The sequence below is a fragment of the Pedobacter sp. genome, from assembly GCF_031119335.1.
GTDB lineage: Bacteria > Bacteroidota > Bacteroidia > Sphingobacteriales > Sphingobacteriaceae > Pedobacter.
In genome coordinates this window covers 92,534-111,937 of the sequence record NZ_JAVHXT010000007.1, presented here as the reverse complement: position 1 = coordinate 111,937, position 19,404 = coordinate 92,534, and the positions used below count along the sequence as shown (strand labels likewise).

General features: G+C 34.0%; 15 protein-coding genes. 11 read left to right on the top strand and 4 right to left on the bottom strand.

The annotated features are described in order from the left end of the window. Positions 1-279 precede the first annotated feature (279 nt). The 5 genes from REI64_RS09710 (at position 280) to REI64_RS09690 (ending at position 7,755) form a co-directional block, all read left to right on the top strand. The gene (locus REI64_RS09710) at positions 280-912 is read left to right on the top strand and encodes a GIN domain-containing protein (RefSeq protein WP_308849917.1); all 633 of its coding nucleotides are present in this window, start codon (positions 280-282) and stop codon (positions 910-912) included. Between the two features lie 351 nt (positions 913-1,263). Then, positions 1,264-1,947: an MCP four helix bundle domain-containing protein gene (locus tag REI64_RS09705; RefSeq protein WP_308849916.1), complete on the top strand. Its 684-nt coding sequence runs from the start codon at positions 1,264-1,266 to the stop codon at positions 1,945-1,947. Positions 1,948-2,113: 166 nt separating this feature from the next. Beyond that, complete coding sequence (locus REI64_RS09700) at positions 2,114-3,973, top strand: ABC-F family ATP-binding cassette domain-containing protein (RefSeq protein ID WP_308849915.1); 1,860 nt, start codon at positions 2,114-2,116, stop codon at positions 3,971-3,973. Between the two features lie 83 nt (positions 3,974-4,056). After that, on the top strand, positions 4,057-5,919 hold the full coding sequence (gene mnmG, locus REI64_RS09695; protein WP_308850006.1) for a tRNA uridine-5-carboxymethylaminomethyl(34) synthesis enzyme MnmG: 1,863 nt from the start codon (positions 4,057-4,059) through the stop codon (positions 5,917-5,919). Between the two features lie 120 nt (positions 5,920-6,039). Then, positions 6,040-7,755 (top strand): Ig-like domain-containing domain, encoded by a 1,716-nt coding sequence (locus REI64_RS09690; RefSeq protein ID WP_308849914.1) that lies wholly within the window; start codon positions 6,040-6,042, stop codon positions 7,753-7,755. Here REI64_RS09690 and REI64_RS09685 read toward each other — a convergent pair whose 3' ends face one another. Together REI64_RS09685 and nadB are read right to left on the bottom strand one after the other, a co-directional pair. Continuing rightward, on the bottom strand, positions 7,756-8,301 hold the full coding sequence (locus REI64_RS09685; protein WP_308849913.1) for a gamma carbonic anhydrase family protein: 546 nt from the start codon (positions 8,299-8,301) through the stop codon (positions 7,756-7,758). Between the two features lie 51 nt (positions 8,302-8,352). Beyond that, entirely contained in the window at positions 8,353-9,939 is a 1,587-nt protein-coding gene (nadB, locus tag REI64_RS09680; protein WP_308849912.1) for an L-aspartate oxidase, read from the bottom strand. A 475-nt stretch (positions 9,940-10,414) separates the two neighbouring features. Here nadB and nadA point away from each other — a divergent pair, with 475 nt between their 5' ends. The 4 genes from nadA to REI64_RS09660 all read left to right on the top strand — a co-directional run bounded on the left by nadA (position 10,415) and on the right by REI64_RS09660 (position 15,343). Then, positions 10,415-11,407 carry a quinolinate synthase NadA gene (nadA, locus tag REI64_RS09675; RefSeq protein ID WP_308849911.1) on the top strand — a complete coding sequence of 331 codons (993 nt, stop codon included), beginning with the start codon at positions 10,415-10,417 and terminating at the stop codon, positions 11,405-11,407. After that, positions 11,408-12,961, top strand: a complete 1,554-nt coding sequence (locus REI64_RS09670; protein ID WP_308849910.1) for a S41 family peptidase — start codon at positions 11,408-11,410, stop codon at positions 12,959-12,961. It abuts the gene before it with no gap. Beyond that, positions 12,961-14,004, top strand: a complete 1,044-nt coding sequence (thiL, locus tag REI64_RS09665) for a thiamine-phosphate kinase (RefSeq protein ID WP_308849909.1) — start codon at positions 12,961-12,963, stop codon at positions 14,002-14,004. The genes REI64_RS09670 and thiL overlap by 1 nt, the downstream gene beginning before the upstream one ends. A 91-nt stretch (positions 14,005-14,095) precedes the next feature. Further along, positions 14,096-15,343 carry a hypothetical protein gene (locus REI64_RS09660; RefSeq protein ID WP_308849908.1) on the top strand — a complete coding sequence of 416 codons (1,248 nt, stop codon included), beginning with the start codon at positions 14,096-14,098 and terminating at the stop codon, positions 15,341-15,343. Here REI64_RS09660 and REI64_RS09655 read toward each other — a convergent pair. Continuing rightward, a complete protein-coding gene (locus tag REI64_RS09655; RefSeq protein ID WP_308849907.1) occupies positions 15,338-16,621 on the bottom strand; it encodes a DNA recombination protein RmuC in 1,284 nt (427 codons plus the stop codon). The genes REI64_RS09660 and REI64_RS09655 overlap by 6 nt on opposite strands. 132 nt (positions 16,622-16,753) lie before the next feature. Here REI64_RS09655 and purU point away from each other — a divergent pair, with 132 nt between their 5' ends. After that, complete coding sequence (gene purU, locus REI64_RS09650) at positions 16,754-17,593, top strand: formyltetrahydrofolate deformylase (RefSeq protein ID WP_308849906.1); 840 nt, start codon at positions 16,754-16,756, stop codon at positions 17,591-17,593. A 6-nt stretch (positions 17,594-17,599) separates the two neighbouring features. Continuing rightward, entirely contained in the window at positions 17,600-18,190 is a 591-nt protein-coding gene (locus tag REI64_RS09645) for a hypothetical protein (RefSeq protein ID WP_308849905.1), read from the top strand. A gap of 2 nt (positions 18,191-18,192) precedes the next feature. On the opposite strand, the gene REI64_RS09640 is transcribed toward REI64_RS09645, so the two are convergent. Further along, entirely contained in the window at positions 18,193-19,335 is a 1,143-nt protein-coding gene (locus REI64_RS09640; protein WP_308849904.1) for an FAD-binding oxidoreductase, read from the bottom strand. Positions 19,336-19,404 lie beyond the last annotated feature (69 nt).

The following is a 19,404-nucleotide window of genomic DNA, read 5'->3' as shown; positions in this document are numbered from 1 at the left end:
TATCAAACGGTTTTTCGTAACGCGTCCCCTCTTTATAAATCAAACCCAAGTTTCGATAGAAACACCCGGCATCTAACACAGCCACTCAACGCCGCCATCTTTCTATTTTACCAAAATCTTACTTCCCGTTGGTAGAAAAATTACTGGCGTTGGTCGAAACTTTACAATCGATGGTATAATACAGCCATATCTCATGCAACGTTTTCTCCGTATTGCAGTCTTATAGATGTAACAAGTTTAAAAACAAGAAATTATTTACAGATATAAAACACACACAATATGAAAACTTCTATTAAAAATTTATTCGCAGCAGTATTAACAGTAGCAATTAGCGTAACAGCTCCATCTTTCGTAAACGCAAAAGAGACTAAAAAAGTAACAGTGCTTAGCGAAGTTAAAAGCTTCAACAAATTAAACATTGCCGGTAACGTTGAAGTTATTTTGGTTCAAAGTGCTAACCAGAGCGTACAGGTTTACGATAACTACTATGCAAAAAATGCTTTAGTACAAGAAAGAAACGGCGAGTTGAGAATAAGCTCTTTCGAAAAAGAAACTTTAACAGTAGTGGTTTACGCTAATCAATTAAATGAAATTACTGCTAGCGACAATGCTACCGTAAAAACAAGCGGCAAGTTTAATGCACTTACTTTAGAGGTTAATTTGAAAGATCAATCTAAAGCAACCCTCAACACAAACACCATCGATTTATTTGCAAAAGTTAACGGTAAATCTAGCTTAACATTATCTGGCAACACTACCGATTACAACGCAATTATGAATGGTACAGCTGCAATCAACACCGATAAATTTGTTGCCGAAAACAGCAGTATCCAATCTAAGAATACAGCGGTGGCACAGCAACAAGAAGTAAAAAATGAACTTCCAGGCACTGAAGTTTTAACCATCTTTTAAAATTCATATTTACATATAAATTTAGTTTAGTTTTAGTTAATCAAGCGGGTGGATGCCCGCTTTCTTTTTGCACCATATTTTTTGAAGCGCAATATCATTACAACTATCAACCGCAAGTCCCGCTTTCTCTCCAAGTCCGCTCCCGAGTTGACATCGGGATTGCGGGCTTTCCGTTCAATCGGGGCTATTTAACTATATTCAGTACTACTATCCAACTAATTTCTCTCCTGCCTTAACATCAGCCTATTTCAGTATAAAAAATTATAGCTATATTGGAGGTTATTTAACCCAACCAAATATGAAACCTGTTCCAAATTTGGAGCGTTTCATCATCATAAACCGAAGTAAAAGATGAAATTTGCTTACTCTCTAAAACAGAAAACCAAAATAGCTATTCTGCTTTTTTTAATTATGGCTTGTACCATTCTAATCAGACTTTTAGAAGATCGAAGCATAAAAAATATGGAGAAGGCATTCACCTCGCTTTATAATGATAGATTAATTCCCGCCACCGACATTTTTTACATCTCAGAAAAATTATATGCCAAGCGCTTTCTATTAGAAATTTTCGTTTATAGCGATGAAAATAAACTGAGCATTCCACAACTAAACGCAAAATTAAAAGCCTACGATAAGGAAATTGATACGCTTTTAGCTAAGTATGAAAAGACCTATCTGGTAACAAATGAGAAGAACCATTTAACTGAATTAAAAGTAAAGCTACTTGAAAATAAAATATTGGAAAAAAACATTTTATTAAATGCAAATTCCCTAGATAAAGCATCCCTAAGAAAGCTCTACGATAATGGCGAAAAGTCCTTCTTAGATATGTCAGCATTGCTCACCCAACTCACCAAAATTCAAACCGTTGTTGGCGAGCAGCTCAAAGAAGATTCTCAAAAAATTGTACGAGGAACAAGCTTGTACTCTACACTTCAGCTGCTTATTGCTATAGTTATTGGGGGTTTAATCGTATCAATTCTTGCTGCATCTAACGTTATGAATATCCAAAACGATAAATTTAATCTCAACTAAACACAACATCGGCACGTAATTTTTTGCCATTCTACAAACTAATCTGTTAGCTACAAAGCGTTAAGCAGTTATTATTCCTTACTTTTGTAACAATTTTCATCATTTATTTTGATGGCGCTACTTGCAAAAAACGAGTAGCTTAACTACATAACCGTTTCGAAGTATCTTGAGTACACTAATTGCAGCAGAGGGGCTCGGCCACGCCTATCACGACGAATGGCTTTTTAAAAATTTAACATTAGGAATTAATGCTGGGCAGCGTGTTGCCTTAGTTGGGGTTAATGGTGCCGGAAAAAGCACCTTAATGAAACTTCTAGCAGAGCGTTTTGCTCCGTTAGAGGGAAAAATAGTTAAAAATAAATCTACTAAGATTGGATTTCTAGATCAAGAACCTTCTTTTCCAGATAATTCATCAATTAGCGACTTCATATTTTCTGCTGACAATAAGCAACAACAGCTGATTAAAGAATATGAAGAATTAATTGAGCAAGAGCATCCTGATGAAAAGAAGCTCAACAGATTATATGATGAATTGAGTGAGCATAACGCTTGGGAATACGAACACCAAATAAAGACAATTTTAAGCAGAATGGGCATTAACCATTTGCAACAAAAGATAGATACCTTATCTGGTGGTCAACGCAAAAGGCTAGCTTTAGCTAAATTATTAATTGAAGATCCAGAGATATATGTTTTAGACGAACCTACCAACCATCTAGATATTGACACTATCGAATGGCTAGAGAAAATATTAACTTCTGGGGCTAAAACATTATTATTAGTAACGCACGATAGATATTTCTTAGATAATGTTTGCAACACCATAGTAGAATTAGAGCGTGGAAAAACCTATACTTATAATGGAAACTATGCTTATTTCTTAGAAAAGAAATCAGAAAGAGAAGCACAAGACGATGCTACATTCCAAAAAAACAAAAATCTTTTAAAGAAAGAATTGGAATGGATGCGTAGAATGCCGGCGGCTAGAACGACTAAATCCCAATCTAGAATAAATGCCTTTTATGATCTTGAAGAAAGAACAAAACAAAGAAGCGACAACCAAAAGGTAACGCTTAATGTAAAGATGGCCAGGCAAGGAAATAAAATTCTGGAGTTGGACCATATTAACCAAAGCTTTAATAACGTAACTATCATCGAAGATTTTTCTTACGTTTTCAAAAAAGGCGACAGAATTGGTTTAGCAGGGAAAAATGGTACTGGCAAATCAACTTTGTTAAATATCATTACCGGAAACTTAAATCCAGACAATGGCAAGGTTGATATTGGAGATACTACGCAATACGGGTATTACAAACAAGGAGGTTTAAGTTTTAACGAGAAAGAAAGAGTAATAGACATTGTAAAAGCAGACGCTGAATATATCAAGATGGCAGATGGTCAGACCATTTCTGCTTCTGCCCTACTTACTTTGTTTTTATTTCCCCCTAAGAAACAACATGGTCTAGTAGAAAAATTAAGTGGTGGCGAAAAGAAGCGTTTACACTTAATGAAAGTTTTAATGCAAAATCCTAATTTTCTAATTTTAGACGAACCTACTAACGATTTAGATATCGACACATTAAATGTATTGGAGGAATTTTTAGAGAACTTCCCTGGTGTTTTGATGCTTGTTTCACACGATAGATATTTATTAGACAAAATGAGTGATCAGCTTTTCATTATGGAAGGCAATGGAAACGTCAAAATATTCAACGGCAATTATTCAGAACATCGTAACAGCTTAGAACAAGAAAAAGAAGCGGCAGTTAAAAAACAAAAAACAGAAGAACAAAAACCTGTTCAATCGTCCAGCAGTAAATTGAGTTTTAAAGAACAACAAGAATTTAAAAAGCTTGAAGATACTTTAGCTGAAAACGAAAATAAAGTTAAAATACTTACACAAGAACTAAATAATACAGATCCATCCAACTATGTTAGAATTCAGGAATTATCAGAATCGATAGAAGAAATCAATCAAACTATCGAGAAAGAAATGGAGCGTTGGATAGAATTATCAGAAAAATAAATGAAATTTATATGATGTTTCACGTGAAACATCATATAAAAAAGAATAAACACTAAATGTTTCACGTGAAACATAGAAAATATATGTTTAAAGAATACGACGTAATTGTAGTTGGGGCGGGTCATGCTGGCTGTGAGGCTGCTGCTGCTGCTGCAAATTTAGGTTCATCGGTATTGCTAATTACCATGAACATGGAGACTATTGCCCAAATGAGTTGCAACCCCGCAATGGGTGGTGTAGCTAAGGGCCAAATTGTGAGAGAGATTGATGCTATGGGCGGATATTCGGGTATCATTGCCGATAAAACTACTATTCAGTTTAGGATGCTTAACAAGTCTAAGGGTCCTGCGATGTGGAGCCCACGTACGCAAAACGACCGAAAAAGATTTGCAGAAGAGTGGAGGTTATCATTAGAACGTACACCAAATATTGATTTTTGGCAAGAAATGGTAAGTTCTCTTTTGATTAAAAACAATACTGTTGTTGGTGTGAAAACCAATTTAGGTGTAGAAATTAAAGGAAAATCTGTTGTTCTAACTAACGGCACTTTCTTAAATGGTATCATCCATATTGGCGAGAAAAAAATGGGTGGTGGCAGAACTGGCGAAAAATCCGCAACTGGTTTAACTGAGCAATTGGTAGAATTAGGCTTTGAAGCTGGGCGAATGAAAACAGGTACTCCTCCTAGAATTGATGGCCGATCATTAAATTATAGTTTAATGGAAGAACAATGGGGCGACGAAGAAAGAGGTAGGTTTTCATATACCAATGTTGAACTTCCAACAGATCAACGTTGCTGCTGGATCACTTACACCAATGACAAAGTACATGAAACATTGAAGGAAGGTTTCGAAAAATCGCCAATGTTTACTGGCAGAATTAAAGGTTTGGGTCCTCGCTATTGTCCTTCTATTGAAGATAAAATCAATCGTTTTGCTGAACGCGAACGCCATCAGATTTTTGTAGAACCAGAAGGCTGGAATACTTGTGAGATTTACGTAAATGGATTTTCTACTTCTTTACCGGAAGATGTACAATACAAAGCATTAACACAGATACCTGGTTTCGAAAATGCGAAGATGTTTAGACCCGGATATGCCATAGAGTACGACTATTTCCCTCCTACCCAGCTTTCTTTGACTTTAGAAACTAAATTAATCAGTAATTTGTTCTTCGCAGGCCAAATTAACGGTACTACAGGCTATGAAGAAGCTGCAAGTCAAGGGTTTATAGCAGGAATAAATGCTCATCAGAAAGTCAATGACCAACATGAACTGATTATGAAGCGATCTGAATCATATATAGGTGTCTTGATAGATGATTTGGTGACAAAAGGTACTGAAGAACCATACAGAATGTTTACTTCTAGAGCAGAACATCGTTTACTGCTACGTCAAGATAATGCTGATATCCGCCTTACTCCTATTGCGCATAGCTTAGGTTTAGTAAGTGATGAAAGATTAGAAATCGTCAATAAGAAGATCAAAAACTCTGATGATATTGTGGCTTTTACTAAAAAGCAAGGCATAGAAATGTCGGAAGCGAATGCCCTGATGGAAGAATTGGGTACATCTCCTCTTACGCAAAATGTAAAACTATTTAGTGTGCTGAGTAGACCTCAAGTGAATATCAGCGATATTAGAAAAGTTAGCGAACCTTTTAACGAGCTACTAAATAAATTTGAAATTGAAACTGTTGAACAAGCAGAAATCAAAATTAAATACGAAGCATATTTTGAAAAGGAACAAGAGATTGTAAGTAAGATGCAGAAGATGGAAGATAAAGCGATCAATCCAGATTTTGATTACAACACTTTAGTATCTTTATCAAAAGAAGCTCGCGAAAAATTATTGAAGATAAAACCACGAACTTTAGGGCAAGCATCAAGAATTTCTGGAGTTTCTCCATCAGATATTTCCGTTTTAATGGTTCATATAGCTAAATAACTGTAAATCAATTATTTAATTAAATAAAATACAACTTAAAATAAAGCGTTATAAAAGCGTAACTCTAAATTTTAATATTATCAGTTAAAAAAGAATAAAAATCGCTTAAAAAGCCTATAAATGCTAAAAAATAGAAACTCAAAAATTTTAACTCATTTTTCACTGCTTACGTTAGTAGCATTACTAATTTATGGTTGTGCTGCTATGCAAACTCCACAAGGTGGTCCAAGAGATGAAATTCCACCTAAGGTTCTAAAAATGACTCCAGCAAATTTGACTACAAATTTTAACTCAAAAAAAATTGTTATAGAATTTGACGAGTATATTAAATTGAATAATGAGTTTAAAGAGTTTTCTATATCTCCTGAATTGGAAAAAATTCCTGAGCTACGAGCAAAATTGAAACGACTAGAAATTACCTTACCAGATACATTAGAGAAAAACACTACTTATACGCTAAATTTTGGAAAGTCTATTGTAGATTTAAATGAAAGCAACGAATTAAAAAACTTCAGCTATGCTTTCTCTACCGGTCCTACCTTAGACTCTTTGAGTATTAGTGGAAATGTAACTAATGCACTTACAGGTGAAGCTGAGCTAGAAGCTACAGTTTTTATTTTGCCTTTATCTAGAGATAGTTTATTTGGTAAAAAACGTGCTCCAATATTTACACTTACAGATAGCAGCGGAAATTTTAAATTGAATAATCTTAAAAAAGATACCTATAAAATTTATGCATTGAAGGAAAAAGGAGGCGATAGAATTTACCAACAAATTAGTGACGAAATTGGCTTTTTAAAAGAACCTTTCGTATTAGATAAGAATATAGACAGCATTAGATTAGGTGTATTTAAAGAGCTAGCACCAGATTTTCGCATCACAGACAGAAGGTTAAATGCCGACGGGAGTATATTTTTAAGTTTTAATCAACGTTTGAAAAATCCAGATTTAACGGTAGTTTTTCCAGCAGCAGTGGACCAAGGAAAGCAGTTTCAATTTAATAAAACTAAAGATACTGTTAATCTTTGGCTCAACGATTTATCATTCGATTCTGTAAAAATAGCTATTAAAAATGATGGTAAAACACTTGATACCGCTAAACTAACGAGATCAAAAAGAGATACGTACACCCGTGCTGTAACCGCTAACGACAATTTAGAAAGTGGCACATTAAATCCATTTAAAGACCTGACACTAAGTTTTAACTTGCCACTAAAGAATATAGACCAAAGTAAGATTGTACTTTTAGAAGATAGTATTCCACGTCAGTTTACACTAATAAAAGACAGTCTAGACATCTTAAAATATCATATCAAATACAAGTGGCGAGCTAAAGAAGATTATATATTATTACTTAGGGAAAATGCTACAACCGCTATTTTTGATGCAAAGAACAAGGAATTGACGAAGAAATTCATGCTTGGTGATGCTAACGAATACGGAACACTAACTTTAAGTGTAGAACCTACAGATACAGCCAAAAGATATGTTCTAGAAATTGTAAACAAGGATAAAAATGTGATAGCTGCTTATCCAATAGCTAAAAAAACATCTGTTAAGCTAGCCAATTACAAACAGGGTGTTTATTTCGGCAGAATTGTTTACGATAATAACAGAAACGGCATTTGGGACACCGGAAATGTGAAAGAAGGCACACAACCAGAAGCGATTTGGTATTTTACTAAAGAGCTGTCTATAAGAGCAAATTGGGATAGAAATGAAGTCATCAATATACCTTCAACTCCACCTCTGCCAACTCCAACAGTAAAGGAAAAGGCAAAAGTAGAAAATAGACTTCCACAAAATACCGATACTGGCCCTTCAAGAAACGATTAGTTATTTAAACCAATCAGCATACATGATGTAATTATCAGGCAGTTTGTTCAATAAAGCCCTTTGCTCTTCGGTAATGGGCTTTATTTTTTTTGCAGGAGTACCGGCATAAATATAACCGCTTTCGCAAATGGTATTCTCTAGTACTACAGCCCCAGCAGCAATGATACAATATTCATCTACAACTGCATTATCCATTACTATGGCACCCATGCCTATCAAAACGTTGTCTTTCACGGTACAACCATGTACAATAGCATTGTGTCCAACATTTACTCTATTTCCAATAAATGTAGCAGCCTTTAAATAGGTAGCATGAATTACAGCACCATCTTGTATATTGCTTTCGTTACCAATGGTGATGCTATTCACATCTCCCCTAACCACAGCATTAAACCAAATTGAACAGTTTCTTCCAACTTTAACATCACCTACAATGATTGCATTAGGTGCTATAAAACAATCACTTCCAAATTGTGGATATACATTTTTAACAGGGAGAATAACCCCCTTACCCCCTAAAGGGAGATTTGAATTACTGTCATTCATAAACTTATATAATTAACATCATGCTAATAATTCCCCTTTAGGGGCTAGGGGTTAAATAATTGTATCAACTAATTCGTTAGCATGTTGTGGATAATCTGTGGTGTAATGCAATCCCCTACTTTCTTTTCTAGCTTTGGCTGATTTAATTACCATATACGCCACTTGGATTACATTACGTAATTCACATAATTTCACAGACACCTTATTCTTTTTATAGAACTCTTCTGTTTCTTCGAACAACAGATAAAGCCTCCTCAAAGCTCTGTCTAACCTAAAATCGGAACGAACAATACCTACGTAATCGCTCATTATTTTCTGTGTTTCTCTTAGATTGTGTGTAACCAAGATATCTTCGTTAGATTGTATTACACCCTTATCATCCCACTCTGGAATGTTATTTGGTATCACATTGTGTTGATAACGCTCTATAGCTGACACAAATATACGATGAGCAAAAACAGTGGCTTCTAATAAAGAATTGGAAGCCAAACGATTAGCGCCATGTAATCCTGTTGAAGAAACTTCGCCACAAGCATATAAATTGTTGATAGACGATTTTCCATATTCATCTACCAAAATACCACCACACATATAATGACAAGCTGGTGTTACCGGTATATAATCTTTAGTCATATCTATACCAATGGATAAACATTTGGCATAAATATTAGGAAAATGTGTAAGAATATCAGCTTTCTTGCGCATAGTTATATCCAAATACACAAAATCATCTCCCGATTTTTTCATTTCATTATCTATAGCACGAGCAACAATATCACGAGGTGCCAAAGAGCCACGTTCATCATATTCGTACATAAATTCTTCTCCATTTCTTCTTCTTAATACTCCGCCAAAACCTCTAACTGCTTCAGAAATGAGAAATGAAGGATATTCTCCAGGATGATATAAGGCTGTTGGATGGAACTGAATGAACTCCATATTTCTCACTTTTCCTTTAGCTCTGTAAACCATTGCCATTCCATCGCCTGTGGCAATAACTGGATTAGTGGTGTTTGCATAAATATGTCCAGCTCCACCACTTGCCAACACTGTTACATTCGCTAATATTTTCTCAACATGGTTAATCTCTGTGTTAAAAGCATAAATTCCATAGCAATTAATGTCTTTACTACTCTTATCCACATGTTCTCCCAAATGATGTTGGGTAATCAGCTCCAAGCAGAAATAATGCGTTAATATCTCTATATTCTCATTCTGATGGATTTGTTTAAGCAATACACTTTCAATCTCGTATCCTGTAACATCCTTATAATGAAGCACTCTGTGTTCAGAATGGCCTCCCTCCTTTGCCAAATCAAAAACTCCAGCCGGATTTTTATCGAAGTTAATTCCGTAGTCTATAATCTCTTGAATACGTTCTGGACCTTCTTTTACCACAATTTCCACAATATCCTTATCGCACAAACCATCTCCAGCAATTAACGTATCTTGTATATGTTTTTCGAAGGAATCGGACTTATCTACAACTACTGCTACACCACCTTGTGCGTACTTCGTGTTCGACTCGTCTTCGTTAGATTTGGTAACTATCAGTACCTTACCATATTTAGCTGCTTTTAGTGCAAAACTCAGTCCGGCTATACCAGATCCAATCACTAAAAAATCTACTTTCTTCATTAATTTAAATAATATATAACAACTATGTTGATAACGTTAACAAGCCTGTGAATTCAATGTATAAATTATCGTAACAATTACTTTTGATTGTTTAAAGCTAAGTAAAAAGCCAAGTTTGACACAATCTTTTGAAGATTTTTTAAGCACATTTAACTAGGTTATCAACTTTTAACAACATACTTAACAATACACATTTTGATATTGATAATTTAAAAGGATAAAAAGTATAACATTGAGAATCAACGTAAGTTTAAATTAAAAAATCACAAAATTTGTTGATAACTATGGGATAAGTCATTTTACAACATTTTTTTCATGATTCTTTCTAACAGTTTCAACACACTAATAAAGAATAAGAATCTATTTATTTAATTAAATTATATTTTGTTTGAAGCGTTGATAAAGTTCAAAGCCTGTATCTTTACAAAAAAATTAACGAATACTTAAAAAGCATTTGTAGCTAAAAAGCATAGTAATGGAAATTTTAGAAGAACTTAACAGAAAAGGTTACATAGAAGAAAAAATAGATCCAACGCTGGATTTATTTGCCGAAATAGAGCGACTAAAAAAAGAAAAGAATGCAATTATTTTAGCACACTACTACCAAGAACCTGATATACAAGATATTGCAGATTATATTGGCGATAGTTTAGGCTTGTCACAAGAAGCTGCAAAAACCGAAGCTGATGTAATTGTTTTTGCTGGGGTGCATTTTATGGCAGAAACAGCGAAGATTTTATCTCCAGAAAAGAAGGTTTTATTGCCAGATTTAAAGGCTGGTTGTTCGTTGGCAGATAGTTGTCCACCGCATTTATTCAAAAAATTTAAGGAGAAATATCCTGATCATTTGGTGATTACCTATGTGAATTGTACAGCTGAACTGAAAGCACTAAGTGACATTGTCTGTACTTCAACAAATGCGGTACAAATTGTGGAAAGCTTGCCGAAAGACCAGAAAATTATCTTTGGTCCTGATAAAAATCTAGGTGCTTGGGTAGCTAAAAAAACAGGTAGAGATTTAGTTCTATGGAATGGTGCTTGTATGGTGCACGAAATTTTCTCAAGAGAGAAGATTACCAAGTTGAAGGAACGTCATCCGAATGCGAAGTTTATTGCGCATCCAGAGTGTGAAGAAGCAGTGTTGCAAATGGCAGATTACATTGGTTCTACTACCGGATTGTTGAAATACAGCATTAATAGCGACGCAAAAGAGTTTATTGTAGCAACGGAAAGTGGAATTATCCACCAAATGCAAAAGGCTTGTCCAGATAAAACCTTCATTCCGGCCCCTCCTACCAATGCTTGTGCATGTAACGACTGTCCGTACATGAAGAGAAATACTTTGGAAAAACTTTATTTGTGTATCAAAAACGGAATGCCAGAAGTTACAGTACCGGCAAATATTATTGAGGAAGCTAGAAAACCTATCGAAAGAATGTTGGAAATTTCTGCACAATTAGGTTTGTAAATGATTGGAAGAAGCTTTTTTAGAAATTTATTGCTAGTAACTACAGCTTCGTTAGCTGCTTGTTCTTCTGTAAAGGAATATAATGCAACCATTACAGAGAAAAAGCACAGTGTACAAGCTTTGCAAAAAGATATAGATTTAGCTCATCAAATTTTAAAAGATGGGCATCCTGGTTTATATTGGTACATTTCTAAAAAACAGCTTGATTATAAGTTTGATAGCTTAAAAAATGCGATTAACGAACCACTTACTACAACTCAATTTTATCAAAAGTTATCGCCGGTAGTAGCAGCTATCAAATGTGGTCATACCGCTTTAAGATTTCCATCGGTAATTGTAAAAGATAAAACAGAACGAGAAGCTGCTAAAAACAAAGTTTATCCGTTAAATCAGTTTACTTATGCTGTGGCTGATGATAAATTGATAGTGATCAACAATAAGAGTAAAAACAAAAGTATTAAGACTGGAACAGAGATTTTAGAAATTAATGGTTTAGCTCCAAAAGAGATTTTTAACATTGTTTCCACAGGTTTTAGTTACGATGGATATAACTCAGCATCAAAGAACAAACGAATAGAAAGAAACTTCGCAAACCTTTATAAGATTTATTTTTCTGAGCAAGATAGCATTTCTGTTAAGTTTAAAACAGATAGTACAGTTATCAACACCTTCATCTCATTTTATGATAAAAAGAAAGATGCGGAAGAAAAAAAGAAGTTAGATACTGCTAAAACTATTGCGAAAGCACCCGTTAAAAAAGTGAAAGAAACACTAAAGTATAGGGGCAACAAAGTTAACAACGAGTATCAGCTAGATTTTAAATTTCTAGATAAAGAGAAAGATATCGCCTACTTAAAAATTAAAAGTTTTAGCATACCTAGTGCTAATTTTCCACTGTTTTATAAACAAGTTTTTGATAGTATAGCTTTATCAAAAAGTAAGAATTTAGTTATCGATATTAGGAACAATCCTGGTGGAACTTTAAGTGCAAGTTTGGCCTTGTTTTCTTACCTAACGGATAAAGAATTTGTGTATTTAGCTAAGCCAATTAACAATGGTGGTTTTAGTGCAGATAAATATCAAACTGGCTTAAAAAAAATGAGATATTACCTTACTGCATTTAACGACAATGGTAATATTTATGAAGATGAAGAAGGTAATTTCTTCTCATTTATGAAGGGATATAAGCCTCAAAAACCTCATAAAAATAACTACAAAGGCAAAGTTTATGTGCTAATTAATGAGTTTAGTTTCTCTGCTTCTTCATTAATAAGTGCTAATTTAAAAGGTATAAATAGAGCTACTTTTGTGGGTACAGAAACTGGTGGTGGTTTCAATCAATGTACCGCTGGTAGAATGCCGGTAATTACGTTGAAGAATAGTAAATTAGCTTTAAGGTTCGGATTAAATAGGATGGCTCCCATTTATCAACAAGATTTGTATGGTAGAGGCGTTTTTCCAGATGTAGAGATACAATCTACCTTAAAAGATAGAATAAGTAACTACGATAGAGAGTTACAATGGATTTTAAAAGATATTAAAGGAAAAGGATAATGTTCGAGAATAAAGAGCGTACTTCATTAGAAGAATTAGGTGAATTTGGATTAATCAAACACTTAACAGAAAACTTTCAAATTAGACACGAAAGTTCTGTAAAAGGAGTTGGAGATGATGCTGCAGTTTTGAATTTCGGCGATAAGCAAACTTTAATATCTACAGATTTATTGTTAGAAGGTGTACATTTCGATTTGTCTTATGTGCCTTTAATGCACTTGGGTTACAAAGCGGTACAGGTTAATTTGAGCGATATCTATGCCATGAACGGCATTGCTACTCAAATTACCGTTTCTTTAGGAGTTTCTAGTAAGTTTCCATTAGAAGCTATTGAAGAAATTTACAAGGGTATTGAGTTGGCTTGTAATAAATTTAACATCGATTTAATTGGTGGCGATACTTCATCGAGCAAGCAGGGTCTGGTAATTAGCATCACCAGCATCGGCTATGCTAATAAAGAAGATGTAACCTACAGAAACGGCGCACAAGAAAGCGATTTATTATGTGTTTCTGGTGATTTGGGAGGTGCTTACGTTGGTTTGCAAATTTTAGAAAGAGAGAAGCAAGTTTTCTTAGAAAATCCTCAAATTCAGCCAGATTTAGAAGGTAAAGATTATATCATAGAGCGTCAGTTAAAACCAGAAGGACGTAGAGATGTGGTAGATTTATTAGCACAGCTGAAGATAAAACCTACTTCTATGATTGATGTTTCTGATGGTTTAGCGTCAGAGATCTTACACATAGCAACACAAAGTGATAAAGGCTGCACCATTTATGAAGATAAACTACCTATTGACCCGGTAACCTACGAAACTGCTAGAGAACTAGGCTTAGACCCAACTATTTGTGCATTAAATGGTGGCGAAGATTACGAGTTGTTATTCACCATCAAACAAGCCGATTACGAAAAATTAAAAAATGATGTAGATATCAGTGTAATTGGTCATATCACCGATAAAAACTCTGGTGTAAAAATGATTTCAAAATCTGATGTGGTACATGAATTAAAAGCCCAAGGTTGGAATGCTTTTAAAAACTTATAGTTGTTTTATACACTTTTAGCTACATTTCATATATTTTATTTTATATATTTATTTCTTATTCAATATATTGTCTACCTCAAACAAACAACTATTGAAGAGAATTTTTGTATTTTCTTATCATGGTAAGGAAACTTATCAAACTGGATTTAATAGATTACTAAGTATAGCAGAAAGCCTATCTAACTCTTATGAAGTACATTTCGTGTACGGAAATAGAAATAAAATAGAAAGGCCTATTAAAATTAAAGGAAATCTCATTGAAATTCCCTTGAGTTATTCTCCAGGATTTTTTCATAACGCCTATAAAAAACTACTAGATAGCGGTAGAAGAATTGTATCTAAATTTTTGTTGGCTAGTTATTATTTATTCACAGGTAAAGAAATTTTTGATTTAGGAAGAGAATTTAATAACTATAAGAAGAAAACTAATATAGACTTAACTAAAGAAGATATTATATTAGTTTCTTTTCCATCTGCTGCTATACATAATCTAGGCTATGCTTTAAAACAGGAGTTTGGTTGTAAATTAATCTTAGATTACCGAGATCCTGGAGTTTTTGGATATAAATTAATAGAAGATAACAAGATACTTTCATTTCTTAGAAAACGGTTTTTAAAGAGAAAGGAGCTACGTAACTTAAGATCTGCTGATTTAATAATAACCATTTCAGAATCTATTAAAAATTTTTTTCCAGAAAAATTTAAGGATGAAATAAAGGTAATTAGAAATGGGTATGACCTAAAGAAAATAAACTTTAATTTAATAAAAGATCATCCGCATACTTTTAAGTTAACTTATTTAGGAACTGTTTATAATGATCAGTTAGTTGACACCACTTTTTTTGCTGCTTTAAGAAAATATATTGATTTATATGTAATTCAACCACAGTATTTTCAAGTTAGGTTTATTGGTAGCAGCGAGTCGCTTAGGTTAAAGGAAATTATTAAGAACTTCAAACTAGAGCCTTATACTTACATCATTAAAAAAATGCCATTAGAGCAAGCTTATTCTGAATTATATAGTACCGCTATGTTCTTTCATTTAAAGTATGGGGATAGAAAAGAAATTATCACTACTAAACAATATGAATACTTAGCTTTTCAAAAGCCTATTTTACTACCAGTAAATGATCATGGTGATTTGGAGGAAAGCATAAAAAAATACGAAGCGGGCTTTGTTTGTAATAGTGAAAATGAAGTAGTAAAGGTGTTAAATAATGCTTTTAATAAACATTTTAATAGTACTCCACTTAGAACTAAAATAACCGAAGAAGAGCTTTACGAATTGAGTAGACAAGCACAAGAAGAAAAGCTATTGAAGCTTATAGAAAGCTTATAATTCTTCTTCGCCCAAAAACTTGCTATCTATTTGTTTGGTACCTTTTGTTTTAGCACCTAACTTTTTAATTTTTTCTACTTTACCAATCAAATTTCCACTGCCAAATTGCAATTTTTTGAATGCATCGTCATGTGCTTTTTGGGTTTGCTCTAAGTGTTTACCAATTCTTTGCATATCTTCCAGAAAACCTACAAATTTGTCATAAAGTGCACCGGCTTCTTCGGCTATTTCAAAAACGTTCTTATTCTGCCTATCTACTTTCCAAATGCTGGCAATGGTACGCAAGGTAGCTAATAACGTAGTTGGGCTAACCAATACCACTTTTCTATTCCAGGCATAGTTAAAAAGCTCCGAATCTGCTTGTACCGTTACGCTAAAAGAAGCCTCAATTGGAATAAATAGTAGTACAAAATCTGGAGAATTAATACCATACAAATGTTGATAGTTCTTCGCCGACAAACCATCAATATGATTTTTAATGGATAGCAGATGCTGTTTTAAAAAAAGAACCTTTTCTTCTTCCAATTCCGAAGTAATCATTCTTTCATAAGCCACCAACGACATTTTAGCGTCTATAATCAAATTTTTCTCGTCGGGCAGGTTGACTATTACATCGGGTTGAAAACGTTCACCTTCGCTGTTATTTAAGCTCTTTTGAACGCTATATTCTCTGTCCTTCACCAAACCCGAAGTTTCTAATACACGTTCCAGTATAATTTCGCCCCAACTACCTTGCTTTTTGTTATCGCCCTTTAGCGCTTTTGTTAAATTATTGGCATCAGTTTGTATCTGCTTACTTTGGTCCATTAACTGAAAAATAACACCTTTCAGTTGGCTGCGTTCGGCAGCTTCGTCTTTATAAACTTTATCTACCTTTTCTTCAAAAGCTTTAATATTTGCTTTTAGCGGATTTAGGATTTGATCTAGGTTTGTTTGATTTTGTGCTGTAAACTTAGCAGATTTTTCATCCAGTATTTTATTGGCGATGTTGGTAAATTCGAGATTAAATTTCTGTTGTAGCTCTTCTAAGTTTTGTTGCTGTTTTATGGCAATTTCGCGTTGTGCTTTCAAACTTTCTTCTGCCCTTGTTGCTCGGTTATTTTCGTTGATGTAATTAGCCCTTAACTGTGTAAGCTCTTGCTGCAGTTTTTGGTTTTCATCCTTTAAAAAGCCCATAGAAAATAATTCTTGTTCGGTAGGTTTGTTTGATTTTTTGCTAATTAAAACAAAAAGAAAAATCAAGATAACAACTAATAATGCAACAATAGCGATTTCCATATTCAATTTATTTACCACATAGACACAGAGTTTGTTAAAAAATCTATGTGCCTATGTGGTTTATTTAAACAATAAGAATACAAAATAACGAAATTAATGTACGAGCTAAGGTTTGATTATTATATTTAGCTCATGAATAAGCTTTTAGTTTTAATACAATGTAAAGATGAAGTTGGTTTGGTGGCTAATATCACTAGAATTCTGGCTAATCATCAACTCAATATCATCGCTATGCGTGAGTTTGTAGATGAAGAAGAGCAACGGTTTTTCGCTAGAATATCTTGTAGTAATGCAATAGAAGGTACAGAGGAATTAAAAATAGAATTACAAAAAGCACTTCCTTCAAAAGCGTTGATAGAAGTAGTGCCAAAAGCGGATAAAAGTATTGCTGTGTTGGTTACTAAAGAGTTTCATTGCTTGTCTGATATCTTGATAAGAAATTATTTTAAAACGTTGGGAGCTGAGGTAAAATGTGTGATTGGTAACTACGAGAATCTAAAAGAACTTTCCGAAAAATTAGATGTGCCTTTTCACCACATCTCTCATGAAAACTTGAGTAAGGAAGATTTTGAAACTGCTATCATCCATCAGTTAGATAAATACGAGCTGGACTATATTGTTTTGGCTAAGTTTATGCGTATCATTTCGCCAAGCTTTGTAGCTAAATACAAGCATCAAATAATTAATATCCATCATTCGTTTTTACCGGCATTTATAGGCGCAAGTCCGTACCAGCAAGCTTTTAAAAGAGGAGTTAAAATTATTGGCGCAACCGCTCATTTTGTAACTAACGATTTGGATGAAGGACCAATTATTAACCAGCAAACTATACACGTAAATCATACGTACGGCGCCAAGCAAATGGCAATTGCAGGTAGAGAAATAGAAAAATCTGTGTTAAGCAAAGCCTTAGAATTGGTATTTGATGATAGGGTTTTTGTAGTAGGAAATAAGACTGTAGTTTTTGAATAGATTGGTATGAGGTATACTATAATTTTATTGTTGATTTTAATAAGCATAGACTTATTAGGGCAGAATAAGAAATCTGCACCGATCGAGTCCTCAAATTCCTATAAATTTGGAAGGGTTTCTTATGTAAGTTTTTCTAAAAGGATAAAAAATTATCCCTTTAATAGTGCTATCAGTATTCATCTCGTTTCATTTGAAGATCCAACTAATGGGGGTCAGCTTGATACCACCAAAGTTCTTTATAATGAAAACATGCCGAAGTCATACATGGCTGCTTGTATTAACCGGTTTAAAGAAGTTAAAAAATTAAATCTTATCGAAATAGATAAACTAACGGATATATGGTTTAATTACAATGCAATAGGTAATGGTCACGTGTCGAATTTAGGATTATGTTACTCACCTAGAAATGCAATATTATTTTTGAATGAAAAGGGTGAAGTATTTGATTTTATAGAGATATGTTTTAGTTGCTTACGCTTGAAAAATTTTTCTAAGAGAATTGCTGTAGAAGAAGAATGCGATCATAAAATTAACATGATTAAAGAATTCTTCGAAAAAGCAGGTATAAAATATGGAGTTACAGAAAAACAAAAGTGAAATTAAAAACTCCTCAACACCAACTCCCCAGCCTCTTGGCCCGTTTGACTACCAATGGCAATGCCCATTCCATTACAACGAACAGCACAAAAAACATGAGGTGCAACTTCTTCAACAATAGGAGATAACTCATTTCCAAATGCCATAATTCCACTCCATTTCTGTTCAATTTCAAAAGGCGTATCGGGTAAAATCACTTCTTTTAATAAGCGTAACAAGGTGTTTTGAACCAAAGGTGTTTCACCAAATTGATGAGTTTCTTCGGTAAAAAAGTCTAAATTTCTACCACCCCCCAGTAAAACTCTATTGCCCACATTTCTGAAATAGTAATAACCTTTATCGTAATGGAAAGTGCCTTTCAGCTTCAAATTATCAATAGGTTTGGTGATTAGCACCTGCCCACGGCCAGGCTTTAAAGATAATTGCGAGAAAAGCTGGTTGGCAAAAGCGTTAGTGCAAAACAGCAACTTTTTAACTTTAAATTTACCCTGCGATGTAAATACACTAATAAAATTTTCCTCTTCCTTAAAATCATTAACAACGCAATTATTTAAGATTACAACACCTAAAGAAGCAGCAATTTGTACCAAAGCTTTGATCATTTTGCCCGCATCTAGTTGAGCCTCTAATTTATTCTCAATTAGACAATCGATATAGTTAAAACCAAAAATTTTCGGTTTGCTGTTTGTTACGGAAAACACATCAGAAATACTGGTAATATCTTCTACTATAGCGTTAAAATGGCTTATTTTTGATACACATTCGTCTTTAAGAGCAAACTCTTCTGCTTTAAAAAGTTCAAAACCACCGTTAATTTGTAAGTCTAGTTTGTCATCGCCAACTAAAGAACGCAATTTTTGCAGTCCTTCCCAACGTTTCCTTACAAGTTCCCGAAGCAACTCTGTCCCACCAACCTTTTCCTGTTCAATGAGTTCAGAAATACTGCCGAAACATGCAAAACCAGCATTTTTAGTACTAGCGCCAGATGGTAAAAAACCTCGTTCTAATATAGTTACGTTAAGTGTTGGCTGCTTTTTCTTTATAGTTATGGCCGCATTTAAACCAACAATTCCACTTCCTACAATTACAATATCTGTAGTGTAAAAATTGGTCTTTTCCCAATAAGACAAGTTAGGTGCTTCCATGAAAAAAATGTAAAAATTTTATTTCTCATAAATATGGGAACACTTTTTGATTTATCGAAGCAAAATGCT